Source organism: Paenibacillus sp. P5_B5 (assembly GCF_056400365.1).
In genome coordinates, this window is sequence record NZ_JBFULK010000008.1 from 80,563 (window position 1) to 93,995 (window position 13,433).

At 39.6% G+C, this 13,433-nt stretch carries 12 protein-coding genes and 2 riboswitches; all 12 genes read left to right on the plus strand.

Features of this window, described 5'->3' with window-relative positions; genetic code table 11:
• Positions 1 to 294 precede the first annotated feature (294 nt).
• The 12 genes from AC1DOK_RS12585 to nrdE all read left to right on the plus strand — a co-directional run bounded on the left by AC1DOK_RS12585 (position 295) and on the right by nrdE (position 13,418).
• Entirely contained in the window at positions 295 to 627 is a 333-nt protein-coding gene (locus AC1DOK_RS12585) for a hypothetical protein (RefSeq protein WP_477554626.1), read from the plus strand.
• Between the two features lie 185 nt (positions 628 to 812).
• Positions 813 to 1,862, plus strand: coding sequence for an ATP synthase beta subunit C-terminal domain-containing protein (locus tag AC1DOK_RS12590; protein ID WP_477554748.1), 1,050 nt, complete (start codon positions 813 to 815; stop codon positions 1,860 to 1,862).
• Positions 1,863 to 1,883: 21 nt separating this feature from the next.
• Positions 1,884 to 2,753 (plus strand): amidohydrolase family protein, encoded by an 870-nt coding sequence (locus tag AC1DOK_RS12595; protein ID WP_477554749.1) that lies wholly within the window; start codon positions 1,884 to 1,886, stop codon positions 2,751 to 2,753.
• A gap of 62 nt (positions 2,754 to 2,815) precedes the next feature.
• Positions 2,816 to 3,035, plus strand: a riboswitch (cobalamin riboswitch).
• Between the two features lie 218 nt (positions 3,036 to 3,253).
• Positions 3,254 to 5,521 carry an anaerobic ribonucleoside triphosphate reductase gene (locus AC1DOK_RS12600; RefSeq protein ID WP_477554627.1) on the plus strand — a complete coding sequence of 756 codons (2,268 nt, stop codon included), beginning with the start codon at positions 3,254 to 3,256 and terminating at the stop codon, positions 5,519 to 5,521.
• Positions 5,518 to 6,012: an anaerobic ribonucleoside-triphosphate reductase activating protein gene (gene nrdG, locus AC1DOK_RS12605; protein WP_477554628.1), complete on the plus strand. Its 495-nt coding sequence runs from the start codon at positions 5,518 to 5,520 to the stop codon at positions 6,010 to 6,012. The genes AC1DOK_RS12600 and nrdG overlap by 4 nt, the downstream gene beginning before the upstream one ends.
• A 48-nt stretch (positions 6,013 to 6,060) precedes the next feature.
• Complete coding sequence (locus AC1DOK_RS12610; protein WP_477554629.1) at positions 6,061 to 6,627, plus strand: sugar O-acetyltransferase; 567 nt, start codon at positions 6,061 to 6,063, stop codon at positions 6,625 to 6,627.
• A gap of 191 nt (positions 6,628 to 6,818) precedes the next feature.
• On the plus strand, positions 6,819 to 7,019 hold the full coding sequence (locus AC1DOK_RS12615) for a DUF3311 domain-containing protein (protein ID WP_477554630.1): 201 nt from the start codon (positions 6,819 to 6,821) through the stop codon (positions 7,017 to 7,019).
• Positions 7,016 to 8,512 carry a sodium:solute symporter family protein gene (locus AC1DOK_RS12620; protein ID WP_477554631.1) on the plus strand — a complete coding sequence of 499 codons (1,497 nt, stop codon included), beginning with the start codon at positions 7,016 to 7,018 and terminating at the stop codon, positions 8,510 to 8,512. The genes AC1DOK_RS12615 and AC1DOK_RS12620 overlap by 4 nt, the downstream gene beginning before the upstream one ends.
• Positions 8,513 to 8,696: 184 nt before the next feature.
• A complete protein-coding gene (locus AC1DOK_RS12625; protein WP_477554632.1) occupies positions 8,697 to 9,572 on the plus strand; it encodes a VOC family protein in 876 nt (291 codons plus the stop codon).
• Positions 9,573 to 9,784: 212 nt separating this feature from the next.
• Positions 9,785 to 10,498: an ATP-binding cassette domain-containing protein gene (locus AC1DOK_RS12630; protein ID WP_477554633.1), complete on the plus strand. Its 714-nt coding sequence runs from the start codon at positions 9,785 to 9,787 to the stop codon at positions 10,496 to 10,498.
• A gap of 108 nt (positions 10,499 to 10,606) precedes the next feature.
• Positions 10,607 to 10,802: riboswitch (cobalamin riboswitch) on the plus strand.
• A gap of 170 nt (positions 10,803 to 10,972) precedes the next feature.
• Complete coding sequence (nrdI, locus tag AC1DOK_RS12635; RefSeq protein WP_477554634.1) at positions 10,973 to 11,353, plus strand: class Ib ribonucleoside-diphosphate reductase assembly flavoprotein NrdI; 381 nt, start codon at positions 10,973 to 10,975, stop codon at positions 11,351 to 11,353.
• Complete coding sequence (gene nrdE, locus AC1DOK_RS12640) at positions 11,286 to 13,418, plus strand: class 1b ribonucleoside-diphosphate reductase subunit alpha (protein ID WP_477554635.1); 2,133 nt, start codon at positions 11,286 to 11,288, stop codon at positions 13,416 to 13,418. The genes nrdI and nrdE overlap by 68 nt, the downstream gene beginning before the upstream one ends.
• Positions 13,419 to 13,433: the final 15 nt, after the last annotated feature.

Consider the following 13,433-nt stretch of genomic DNA (forward strand, 5'->3'; position numbering starts at 1 on the left):
AAGTCAATGGATAGAACAGTTAGTCATTCAGTTGCAATTTAATGGTATAATATGGAATACGATATAACCAAACAGGTGGTGAATTGGATAAATGGAAAATGATTTTTTGAATGATGATAAACAAATTAAGACAGTACAAGAAGAAATACACAGAGAAAAATGGATCAAAATATTAGTCTGGTTGACCATCATTCTATTAGTTATTCCTGTATGTTATATGGGTTATTTTATATTTCTGATTTTCATTAAATAGTGGTTTGATGTTGATGAGTTAAAGCTGAGGAGGCTATACTTATGGAAATAACAACCTTAGAAGAGCAGGAATCACATAACAAGATTACTAATATGGTTAACAAACRTGAGTCGATATTTGGTTATATTTCATGTGTGCTCGGTATTATTCAGTTAATCATTTTAAATGTTGCGCTACTTTTAAAAATCAATATTTTTAGCAACATCATTTTATCGATGTTTTATGTATTACCTCCGATCGGATTGTGCATCAGTATAATTGGTATGTTCGTGATAAATAGAAGCAAGAAGCTATCTATTATAGGAGGCTCAGTACATATATTTTCACTTGCCTATGTCGTTCTATTTTTTGTACTGATAATGGGAGGCATATAAGAGCGGTGAAGGCAGGAAATCAAGTCCCAGCGGTTGGTAAATTCAATAACGTAACTTAGGGCTGCCGACGATGGTAGCCTTTTTATAAATTTATTGGAAAATTAAAATTAATTGTTGCTTTACAGCGTAATTTGATTTACTATTCAGAGTAATAAGATATTTTATATTATAAGGAGGTTATTCAAATCGAAGATTTACAGCTCAATGTAGCTTTACTTCGGCGGCGTGTCCCCAATTTGACTACTGCAGCTAAAAATGTTGGTTTACGTCCAGCTACAGTATCTAATCTGTGTACAGGTAAAATACCAGTTGGACGCGCTGAGGTTCGAACTCTGGTCACACTTGCTTCAATTGCTGGATGTACTTTGGATGAATTAATTATTCGAGGAGGTAATTTGGGTATGATCGAAACGGGAATTAAAGTGTTAGATTTATTCGCACCTGTTGTAAGAGGGGGCACGATGGGTTTCGTTGCACGTCCAGGAATGGGCCAGCTAGTTTTACTTGCTGAGCTGTTCCGCAGAGTTAATCAACGTGGGTATGAAACCATCATGTGGGTTCCTGAAGCTGAAGCACTTGGTATTAGTGATGCTGTTGAGGAAGCAAGTATGGTTTGTTCGAGTCTAGAAGAAGTGATCGAGCAAATTTCGCGAATTAGGGAAGACAAGGATATTTTCTTGGGCGCGGATCGTTCGATTGTGCTATCGGGTGAATTACACACATTGCGCGAAAGAATCAATGAGCCTGGTGCAAGACCCGTAACCATTGCACTTGTTGATTGTATAGGTGAATCAGTCGATGAGCAGGCTCCATATGGTCCGCTTGACACCTTATGGAAACTGGATATGGATCTTGCGACTAGACAGTTTTATCCGGCTATAGATCCAATTACTTCTACTTCTGTCATACTCGAAGGTGCACAATTAGAAGCGTCTCATTTAACGATTCAGCAGCGTGCACGCAAATTAATGAGGCGTTATCGGGAGCTAAGATCCCTGGTTCAAGTACGCGGCCTAGATAAGCTCTCCGAAATGGATAAGGCTGTTTATGAACGTGGGGAAAGACTAGAAGCATACTTCACGCAGCCTTTTTATGTGGCAGAGCCTTTTACCAAAAAGCAAGGTGAGTGGTTATCCTTACAAGAGATATTAGATAGTGTGCAAGGTATACTAGATGGAGCAGTTGATCAGCTAGAACCTGCACAATTAATGTATATCGGTTCTATTACTAAATAACAGGTGAGTGATCGAATGACGATGAAAATTATTGATGCCCATATTCATTTATCTCGTATTGCCAGTTTTCAACAGACTGCGGATGAGAAATCATATGTAACTTATACTTCAGAAGGGCTCAAACGCGAATTTGATGCCAGTGGAGTTGTTCTCGGAATAGGTATGGGTGTAACGGAGCAGACGGATGGAGCTTTTCCTGACTCAGCTTCTCCTAATCCAATGCCACTTGATTTAGAAGAAGTATTGCCGGACTTTCTACTTGAGTGCGTGGGTATTAATCCAGATAGGCTCGTGAATGATCCAGGTGAGAAGCAGCTGCAAGCACTTGAGAAGGCATTACAAAGGTCGTCAACAGCAGGGATCAAGCTGTATGCGGGTTATTATCACTATTATGTGTATGATCCTATATATTCTCCTGTATACGAGCTAGCTGCGCAGTACAAGATGCCAGTCGTTATTCATACCGGCGATACTTATTCACCTCGTGGACTGTTGAAGTATTCACATCCACTTGCAGTCGACGAATTGGCAGTTGCATATCGCGATATTAATTTTATGATCTGTCATCTCGGTGATCCATGGGTGATGGAGGGCGGCGAAATCGTCTCGAAGAATGATAATGTATTCGCAGACATTTCTGGCTTACAAGTGGGTAACCAGCAGGTGTTCAACAGATTCCAGAATGAGCCTCTCTTTATGGATCATTTGCGTCGTGGCCTAGTATATGCAGATCGTTATGATAAAATCGTGTTCGGAACGGATTGGCCGCTTGCGCCAATTGATGTATATATTAATTTTGTTAAACAGCTAGTTCCGGAAGCCTATTGGGAAGATGTGTTCTACAACAATGCATTTCGCGTATTCCCGAAAGTGCAGGAACGATTAGGATAAACGGAGTGTGCAGGATAGCATTGACAAGTTTCAATATATTGATTTAATCTTATACGCATCAACTATATATTGTGGGAATAGGTGCTTTGAACAACAATGAGGTCAAAGCTTAAAAGGGAAGTTCGGATTAAACCGACGCGGTCCCGCCACTGTAGCAGACCATAAACATTAACACCATTAAATATGTGAACAAATTAGTTTTATTTGTAGACATAGCAGTTTTAGTGGTTGTTAGCATTCATGTCTGTTAGCCAGAAAACCTGCCTATTCTGACGACACTATTTAAGTAACCTACGAGCGATAGGGAAGTGTCAGAGGACATCATTTATAGGATGAATTCTGAAGACATTTCCACTTTTACTCTTAAAAGTGGAGATGTCTTTTATTGTGGAAGAGTAAGTGTGATAATTCACAATTGCATTCAAAGCTTTCTTATCGTTATGTAACTGATATTCATGTTTACGTCATATCTAAGAACTTACAGAAAGTAGGCTTGTCTAATGCATGTAATTAAACGAGATGGTACACGAGTTGAATTTGATCAATCACGGATCTTCAAAGCAATAGAGAAGGCGATGAATGAAACGGGTACTCTTGATCAAGAGCTATGTACAGTCATAGCGAATACGATTAAGGGTTATGCTGAAGCTAGTTCTATCGATATGTCTGTGGAACAAATCCAAGATAAAGTCGAAGAGGAGCTAATGGCTAGTAAGCGTAAAGATGTGGCGAAGAAATACATGCTCTATCGGCATAAACGGACGGAAGAAAGACTGAAACGGACGCAATTATATCAAATTGGGCAAAATATAGTTCACACTCTCGATTTGGATCTCGTACGAGAAAATGCGAACCTAAACGGTGAATCATTCTCTGGCAAAATGTCTAAATTCGGTTCCGAATTTGCAAAATGGTACGTCGGTTATGCGATCCCGCCTAGAGTTCAAGAAGAAATAAATCATAATCATCTCTATATACATGACATGGATCAATATATCCTAGGAACGACGAATTGTATTTTCATTCCGTTCGGTCAACTGCTGCGTGAAGGCTTTCATACAAGTAACGGTACGATTAGACCACCGCAATCGATTATGACGGCAGCAGCGCTAGTTACGATTATTTTTCAAAATCAACAAAACTCACAATACGGTGGTGTGAGTGCGAATATGATTGATCATGACTTGGCACCATTTGTAGCAAAGTCCTTTCGCAAGCATTTTAATAAAGGGATGCGTTATTTACAAGAGGGGCTAAGTGGTACGGATTGCAACAGTACCGATAAACACAGTACCGATAACCACAGTACCGATGATAGGCAAGTTGCTGAGGATAACATTCACATGGGTAATGAGTGGCTGCAAAGTGAGTATCCGAGAACTTACGACTTTGCGATGAACGAGACGGTAAATGAGACGTATCAATCAGCTGAAAGTATGATTCATAACTTGAATACAATGAGCAGTAGAGCAGGGGGCCAGATTCCTTTTAGCTCCGTAAACTATGGGACATGCACTTCACCAGAAGGGCGTCTCTTAATCTATGCATTATTAGACTCCACGATTAGAGGACTTGGTAATGGAGAAACACCGATTTTTCCTCAACAAATTTTTAAATGTAAGAAGGGGATTAATCAGCATCCGGAAGATCCGAATTATGATTTATTTATCAAGGCTGTGGAATGCTCGGCCAAGCGTCTATATCCTAATTTCGCCAATATTGATGCGCCATTTAATCTGCAATACTATCAAGAAGGAAATCCAGATACAGAGTTTGCAACAATGGGCTGTCGCACACGTAATATTAGCGATCGTTTTGGCTGGAACCATCTTTCTGGAAAAGGAAATTTATCATTTAACACCATTAACCTTGTTCGGTTAGGGTTAGAGAATGGGATAGCTACGGGTGAGCGGTTAGCCCCTGATGAAGCTGGATTTATGTCTTCACTTCACACAGCGATGGAAGCTGCGTTAGAAGGATTATTACATCGTTATGAGATTCAAGCTATGCAGCAGGCCAAAGCTTCTGATTTCATGATGAGGGAGGGTGTATGGAAGCAAGGGAAGACCTTGAAGCCGACAGATTCCGTAAGAGAATTAATTAAACATGGTTCATTGTCAATTGGGTTCATTGGACTTGCAGAGTGTATGAAAGCCATGTACGGTAAGCATCATGCTGAGGATCCAGCTATTCATGAGAAGGCAGTTGAGCTTATCCGAATCATGCGGGATCATTGTGATCGATGGTCGGAAGAATATGATCTGAATATCACCTTATTTGCGACACCAGCAGAAGGACTATCAGGTAAGTTTGTAAAGAAGGATAGTCATGAGCTTGGTTGTATACTAGGTGTAACGGATCGTGAATATTATACAAATTCATTCCATATTCCTGTTTATCATTCAATCTCTGCTGCACGTAAAATTGAGCTTGAAGCACCTTTTCATGAGTTATGTAATGCTGGCGCCATTTCTTACATCGAATTAGATGGTAATGCTCGTAACAATCTGGAGGCGTTCCGGAAAATTGTCCAATATGCATTAAGTAAAGATATTAGCTACTTTTCTGTAAATCATCCGATTGATCGATGCCCAGCATGTGGATATGAGGGCGTGATTGGTAGCTCATGTCCGCACTGTGGAGCACTTGAATCTGATCATAGCTTCAGCCGATTGAGGCGGGTAACTGGTTATTTAACGGGTTCTTATACAGAAAGATTTAATGCAGCAAAACAAGCTGAAGTTCGAGATCGGGTTAAGCATCTATGAATATATGCGGCTACTATCCAGAAAGCATTAATGAGGGAAGTGGCATTCGAGCAGTCATTTTTATAAGTGGATGCAAGCATTATTGCCCTGGTTGTTTTAATCCGGTAACATGGAATTTCAATCATGGTAAGCCATTTGATCAGAATGAGCAGAAGCGAATAATAGCAGATTGTCAAAGCAATCCTTTACTCGATGGGATAACCTTGTGCGGAGGCGATCCTTTCTTTTCTGCAGGTAAGCTACAGCCCTTCGTGGAAGAATACCGAGCTAGTTGCCCCAGTCATACGGTGTGGGCATATAGTGGATTTACTTACGATGAAATTATGTCGGATCCAGTAAAGCGCCATCTGCTTACATTATGCGATGTGTTAATCGACGGTAAATTTATTCTGGAACAACAAGACTTAACACTTGCGTTTCGCGGAAGCCGTAATCAGCGCATTATTGATGTCCAGGCAAGTTTAATAGCTGGAGAAGTAATTGAGATGTAGTTCTAATGTTATAAAATAAATTAGCTATGTAGTTTAAGGAGCATCCGCGTGAAGACAGAAAAAGAGAAAATGCTAAATAGTGAATTGTATGATGGTGCTGATCCACAGCTTGTCAAGGAACGAGAGCATGCCAGAAAATTAACGCGGCAATTTAATCAGACTTTAGAGACTGAACTAGATGAACGTCGCGATATATTGAATAACTTATTTGGCTCCATAGGAGAGAGGATATACATTGAACCAAGCTTTCGTTGTGACTACGGCTCCAACATATATATTGGCGATAATTTCTATGCGAACTTTGATTGTGTGATTCTGGATGTAGCTGAAGTCCGAATTGGAGCTAATTGCTTTTTAGCACCTGGAGTCCATATTTATACCGCTGGACATCCACTCGAACCAACCTTAAGAAACACCGGTTTAGAGTTTGGTAAGCCGATTACAATTGGAGATAATGTCTGGATTGGTGGAAGATCGGTCATTAATCCAGGTGTAACGATAGGTCATAATGTAGTTGTTGCCTCGGGGTCGGTCGTAACCAAGGATGTTCCAGATAACGTAGTTGTGGGTGGGAACCCCGCGCGAATCATTAAACATATTGCTGTGAATGCATGAGGATTAATTTATAAATTAATGTCATTAATAATCGCGGAAGAACCTCTAATCTAACTAAGGGTTAGAGGTTTTTTTATGCTGGCAACGTTTTTAGCAAAAGTTGATGAATTGAGAAACAAATGGGAAAAATATGTTGAGCATTGGATCAAAAAGGTTTAATATATGGGTCATTATTGCTAGGAGGCCATAAAGTGAAATTTATTAAACTGCTGTTATTCATTCCTTTTATCGGGACATTAGGTTTTATACCTTATGTGAATCGGGTTGAGCCATATGTTCTCGGTTTACCTTTCTTTCTATTTTGGATATCGATGTGGATGGTCCTCACATCTATTATCCTAGCTATTGTTTATAAGTTCGATCCTGAGAATACAGGGAGCGAAGTTGAATGAATATCTCCATCGTCATCATTGCTTTATTTTTAGCGCTTGCTCTTTACTTAGGAATCAGATCAACAAGAGGCAAAGAGATGAGTCTCGATCAGTGGGCTGTCGGTGGACGGGGATTTGGAACCCTGTTTATTTTCTTACTTACAGCTGGCGAGGTTTACACGACATTCTCACTTCTAGGTGGCAGTGGGTGGGCTTATTCCAAAGGAGTAGCTGCTTTCTATGTACCGACCTACATCTTCTTAGGATATGTCATTGCCTATTGGCTAGCGCCTAAGGTGTGGGAGTACGGGAAGAAGCATCAGATTATTTCTCAGCCTGATTTTTATGTATCCAAATTTAAAAGTCGCGCTTTGGGTGTGTTTGTGGCTATTCTTGGGGCAGTAGCTCTCGTTCCTTACATTGTTATTCAGTTTAGGGGACTCGGGATTATTGTGTCAGAAGCATCTTATGGAGCAATTTCTCCAATAGTAGCTAGCTGTATCGGGACGATTGTGGTTACAATCTATGTGATGATCTCGGGTATTCATGGATCAGCTTGGACATCGGTTATTAAAGATTTTATGATCTTAATTGTGGTTGTTTTTCTAGGACTATACATACCTTTCCATTACTTTGGAGGCATACAGCCCATGTTTGAGGCTGTCCATACAGTGAAGCCAGAGCTCCTGACTTTAGCAGACCAGGGACTGAGTAGTTCATGGTTTATCTCAACCGTACTTATATCGGCAATCGGTTTTTATATTATGCCAACGACATTTATGGTTGTTTTATCTGCCAATAGCAGAAAGACTCTTGTTAAGAACACTATTAGCCTGCCACTGTATACACTTTTATTATTATTTGTCTTTTTTGTTGGATTTGCAGCTACTGTCCAAATTCCTGGTTTACAAGGGGCGGAGGGAGACCTGTCTCTCTTAAAATTAGCCATTGCAACCTTTGACCCATGGATAGTTGGTCTTATTGGCGCAGCAGGCTTGTTAACTGCATTAGTTCCGACTTCCATCATGTTAATGTCTGTAGCAATTGGATTAACCAAGAATGTATACAAAGTAATGGTTCCATCAGTGACAGATCAGAAGTTAACTCTTGTCTCGAAGCTGATCATTTTGATGCTTTCGGCAATCAGTCTCTATTTTACGATAACGGGTGGGGAAGCCCTAGCTATTCTTAATATTATGGCATACAGCTTAATTGTTCAGTTAGCGCCATCGCTTTATATGAGTGTAATGAATATGAAATACGTAAATATATATGGTGCATTCGCGGGAATGATTGTAGGCGTTCTTGTTGTGTTATATACGACCATTACAAATCAAACCATGGGAACAATGCTGCCTTCTGCTCCACAAGTTATTAAAGACTTAAATATCGGCATTATTGGACTTGTTATTAACCTCATCATCATGCTTCTTGTAAGTGCATTTACGAAGAAGTTAACGCAGAGGGATATAAGCGGAGACAAGCTCAACACTAATACAAGTATTTTGGATTAAAGGATTACAATTGATCTTATTTTGAGATAGCCGAGGGGGAATCAGGGTTACACTGCCTGTTCCTTCTCGGTTATTAGGCTTGGTGTGCTATTGACACAAGGATATAATTATTATATATTTACTTACAAAAAGTAACTAACGATTTCTCTATTATATAAAATAATGATTAAGGGTGATTCTAATAATGATGAATACAACACAATCCATACATCCAGCGATTGAAATTGGGCAAGTACATTTAAAGGTTAGCAATTTGGAGCGTTCGATTACCTTCTATAAAGAAGTGATTGGCTTCCAAATCCTCAAACAAGTGAATCGAACAGCAGAACTGTCTGTTGACGGTAAGAATGCTATTCTGGTACTAGAAGAAATTCCAAATGCAGTTGCGATGACAGGGAGAAGAAGAACTACAGGACTATATCACTTTGCAATTCTAGTGCCTAGCAGATTAGATTTAAGCTTATCTCTACGTAATTTACTGAAACACCAAATTGAAATAGGACAAGGGGACCACTTGGTTAGTGAAGCCCTCTATTTGAACGATCCTGATAAAATTGGAATCGAGATTTATGCGGATCGCCCGCGTGAGACTTGGGAGCTCGATCATAATAAACACATTAAGATGGCAACTGATCCAGTTGATATGCAAAGTCTATATGATGAAGGACATGGACATGTCTGGAGTGGACTTGCAGAAGGTACAACGATCGGACACGTTCATCTGCATGTAGCTGATTTGACAAGGGAGCATCAATTTTATTGCCAAATGCTTGGTTTTGATGTAGTTGCTCAAATGCCAAGTGCGCTATTCATTTCAGCAGGTGGTTATCATCACCATATTGGAATGAACACATGGGCAGGTGTTGGAGCACCTCCTGCGCCTGACAATGCGGTAGGTCTTAAATACTATACAATTGTGATTCCGAATCAAGGTGAGCTTGATCGTATCCTGCAGAATCTTCAAGATGCACATATTCCGCTTACAAAGCAAGATGGAGATATTCTAGTTCAGGATTATTCCAATAATAATATCTTACTAGTGAATCAATTTCATAACTGATCTAAATGGATAAATTGAAACTATATATAGACAAATTAAACCGTTTTGATCTATATATACTCCCGATTGAAGCAGCTAAAGGTATTATGAAATTAATTCATTTCAAAAGAAATAAGCCTTTCATCCAATTTTATTATATAATTGAATGTATGCAGAAATAATGCATCTATCAACTATCGGGTCAGAGCCATAAAAGGAGATTTCGACGACAGATGATTATTGTTAAAGGTTTAGCGAAAAAGTTCGGAAATACCAATGTTTTGTCAGGTGTTGATTTTTCAGCCTATGCTGGTGATTTCATCGTTGTGCTCGGTTCAAGTGGAAGTGGTAAGAGCACGCTTTTCCGTTGTTTAGCACTACGTGAGAACTGGGATGAAGGCGAATTAATTTATAATGGGAATAATGTCGATCGAACATCATGGAAGGTCAAGCTCAAAATGCGCCGTGAATGGGCCTTCTTAGAAGAAAAACCACATTTGAACAAGAGTCGTACGGCACTTAAGAATGTGATAAGTGGACGTTTCTTAATGACTCCATTATGGAAGCTGTTAGGTGTAGAAGAGAAGTTCGATGCCATTGATATGCTCGAAAAAGTAGGTTTGCAGAAAAAAGCACATATGAAGCTTGAAAAGCTTAGTGGTGGGGAGCAACAACGTGTTGCGATGGCCAAAGCTCTTGTTCAGGGAGCTAAAGTGTTAGTTGCTGATGATCCGGTTAAGGGACTAGAGCCTGAATCTGCCAAACGTGTACTTGAGGATTTGAAGAAATTATGCGAGACACAAAATATTACTGTTATTTGTGCTTTACCACAAATCGAACTTGCCGAAAAATATGCTACACGCATTCTTGGCATAGCAGACGGGAAGATCGCAGTTAATGTAAGTGGAAGACGTCTAACCCAGCGAGAAAAAGATCAACTTATATAAATTCTTATATGAGAAAAACACTTGCATTTCGTCGAAATAATGGTTATGCTACTAAATAACGCGATATCTAGTATTGTGTATCGGGAATGACCACTAGATATAGACTAATTGAATAATAAGAGAATTAGGTGTCGTAACGAACTAATAGGGAATTTGGTGAGAATCCAGAGCTGTCCCCGCAACTGTAAGTGCTGATGAAATGAACATGCCACTGTATAAGCACGTTATTATGGCGACTTATATGGGAAGGGTTCGTTTAAGATGAAGCACAAGCCAGTAGACCTGCCTATTCTCTTGGTTTCATGTCTTCGGGGGATAAGAAGTTGAAACGACGCTATGACAGGTAAGTTCTGTTTCCTGCGCTTGTTTATGTGCGTCGTTTTTGGTAATTATCCCATCTCTTTCGGAGATGGGTTTTTGACGTGTGTCAAGCGTTAGATAGTAGAGCAGATGTGTAAGCCAAGGAGTGACAACATGCTAATTGCATTCGATTCAAAAACAGGAAACGTTAAGCGATTCGTTCAGAAGCTTGATATGGAATGTCTTCAGATCACAGCGGATTGCGTAGTTGATCAACCCTTTATTCTAGTTACATATACAACAGGTTTCGGACAAGCCCCACAAGCAACACTCAATTTCTTAGCAGCCAATGGACATTTGCTTCAAGGCGTAGTTTCGAGTGGCAATATGAATTGGGGGGCCAGATATGGACTTGCGGGTGACCATATAGCAGATATGTATGGAGTCCCGTTACTGATGAAGTTCGAGCTAAGTGGAACTAACAAAGATGTCATGCAATTTAAACAGGAGGTTAGTCAATTTGTCTACGCAAATCGCAAAATGGATACAGCTTAATAATGAAATTATGGTACAAAAGAATGGTAGCTTTCAGTTTGATAAGGACCGGGAAGCAGCAAGAAGTTATTTTGTAGACTATGTAAATCAAAATACAGTTTTCTTTCATAATTTAGAGGAGAAAATTGGCTATTTACTAGAGCATCAATATTATGAGAAAGCCGTGTTTGATCAATATGCTTTTGCAGATATTAAGAAATTATATGAGTATTTGTATGCGAAGAAATTCAGATTCCCATCCTTCATGAGCGCATTTAAGTTCTACAATAATTACGCAATGTTGACTGATGATGGCACGAAGGTATTAGAGAGATATGAAGATCGTATTGCAGTAGTCTCTTTATTCCTAGGTAAAGGCGATATGGATAAAGCAATGAAATATGCAGATATCCTGATTTCGCAAGAGTATCAGCCAGCGACACCTACGTTCCTGAATGCAGGGAAGAAAAGACGCGGCGAGCTCGTTAGCTGTTTCCTACTAGAAGTTAACGATTCTATGAATTCGATTGGTTTTGCTATTAATTCTGCTTTACAGCTTAGTAAAATAGGCGGCGGTGTCAGCCTGAATTTAAGCAAAATTCGTGCCGCTGATGAACAAATTAAAGGCTTAGATGGCAAAGCAAGTGGCGTATTGCCAGTTATGAAGCTATTTGAAGATGCATTCTCATATGCGAATCAATTAGGTCAAAGAGATGGTAGCGGCGTTGTTTATCTGAACATTTTCCATGCAGATATTCAAGAGTTCCTAGATACCAAGAAGATTAATAGTGATGAGAAAACTAGGATCAAGACACTTTCACTTGGCGTTGTTGCTCCGAATAAATTCTTTGAATTAGTTGAGAAAGATAAGGATATGTACTTATTCTATCCGCTGACTGTTTATAAAGAATACGGTAAGCATTTGGATGATATGGATATTTCGGAAATGTATGATGAGCTTGTGAACAATCCGAATGTTCGTAAGAAGAAGCTAGTTGCAAGAGACCTAATTTTGAAAATAGCTCAGACCCAGATGGAGTCTGGTTACCCATACATCATGTTTGTAGACAATACGAACGAATATCATGCGTTAAAAGAACTCGGTCGTGTCAAATTCTCTAACCTATGCAGCGAAATTGCGCAGTTAAGTGAAGTATCAACCATCAATGATTATCATGAAGAAGATATCATTAATCGCGATATTTCTTGTAATTTAGGTTCTCTCAATATCGTGAATGTCATGAACAATAAGCGCATGAGAGATACAGTACATCATTCCATGGATGCACTAACGGAAGTAAGCGATCGTTCCGATATCAGGATCGTACCTTCAGTGGCGAAGGCGAATAGAGAGCTGCATTCAGTAGGTCTTGGCGCTATGAACCTGCACGGGTATTTGGCAAAGAATCGTGTAGCTTATGAATCGAAGGAAGCGAGAGATTTCGTTAGAACCTTCTTCATGATGCTGAATTTCTTCTCCCTAGAGCGTTCCATGGAGATCGCGAAGGAAAGAGGAGAGACTTTCGTAGGCTTTGAACAAAGTGAATACGCGAATGGTAATTATTTTGAGCGCTATATCGATACRGATTATTCTCCGGTTACAGATAAAGTTAAAGAGCTATTCGCTGGTCATGAAATTCCGACGATGGAAGATTGGATTCAGTTAAAAGAACAAGTTGCTAAGAATGGTGTCTATCATGCGTATCGTTTAGCGATTGCTCCAACCGGTTCAATTTCTTATCTACAATCCTCAACAGCTTCGATTGCACCGATTACTCAGAAGATTGAGGAGAGAGAGTATGGCGATTCTAAGACTATTTATCCAATGCCATTCCTAAGTGAAGAGAACTATTTCTATTACAAAGAAGCTTATGATATGGATATGTTCAACCTCATTGATTTGGTTGCTGAAGTACAGGTGCATATCGATCAGGCGATATCAACAATTCTTTTTGTCAAAGATGACCTTACTACACGTGATTTAGCGAAGTATTACATCTATGCCCAGAAGAAAGGTTTAAAAACGCTCTATTATACACGGACTAGAAAGAAAACGATCGACGAATGCGTAAGCTGCGTGATATAAGGGGGATTAAACCGA

Coding starts and splice junctions, on each gene's coding strand:
- AC1DOK_RS12595 (WP_477554749.1), top strand. CDS start 1,884: ATGAAAATTATTGATGCCCATATTCATTTATCTCGTATTGCCAGTTTT.
- AC1DOK_RS12600 (WP_477554627.1), top strand. CDS start 3,254: ATGCATGTAATTAAACGAGATGGTACACGAGTTGAATTTGATCAATCA.
- nrdG (WP_477554628.1), top strand. CDS start 5,518: ATGAATATATGCGGCTACTATCCAGAAAGCATTAATGAGGGAAGTGGC.
- AC1DOK_RS12620 (WP_477554631.1), top strand. CDS start 7,016: ATGAATATCTCCATCGTCATCATTGCTTTATTTTTAGCGCTTGCTCTT.
- AC1DOK_RS12625 (WP_477554632.1), top strand. CDS start 8,697: ATGATGAATACAACACAATCCATACATCCAGCGATTGAAATTGGGCAA.
- AC1DOK_RS12630 (WP_477554633.1), top strand. CDS start 9,785: ATGATTATTGTTAAAGGTTTAGCGAAAAAGTTCGGAAATACCAATGTT.
- nrdI (WP_477554634.1), top strand. CDS start 10,973: ATGCTAATTGCATTCGATTCAAAAACAGGAAACGTTAAGCGATTCGTT.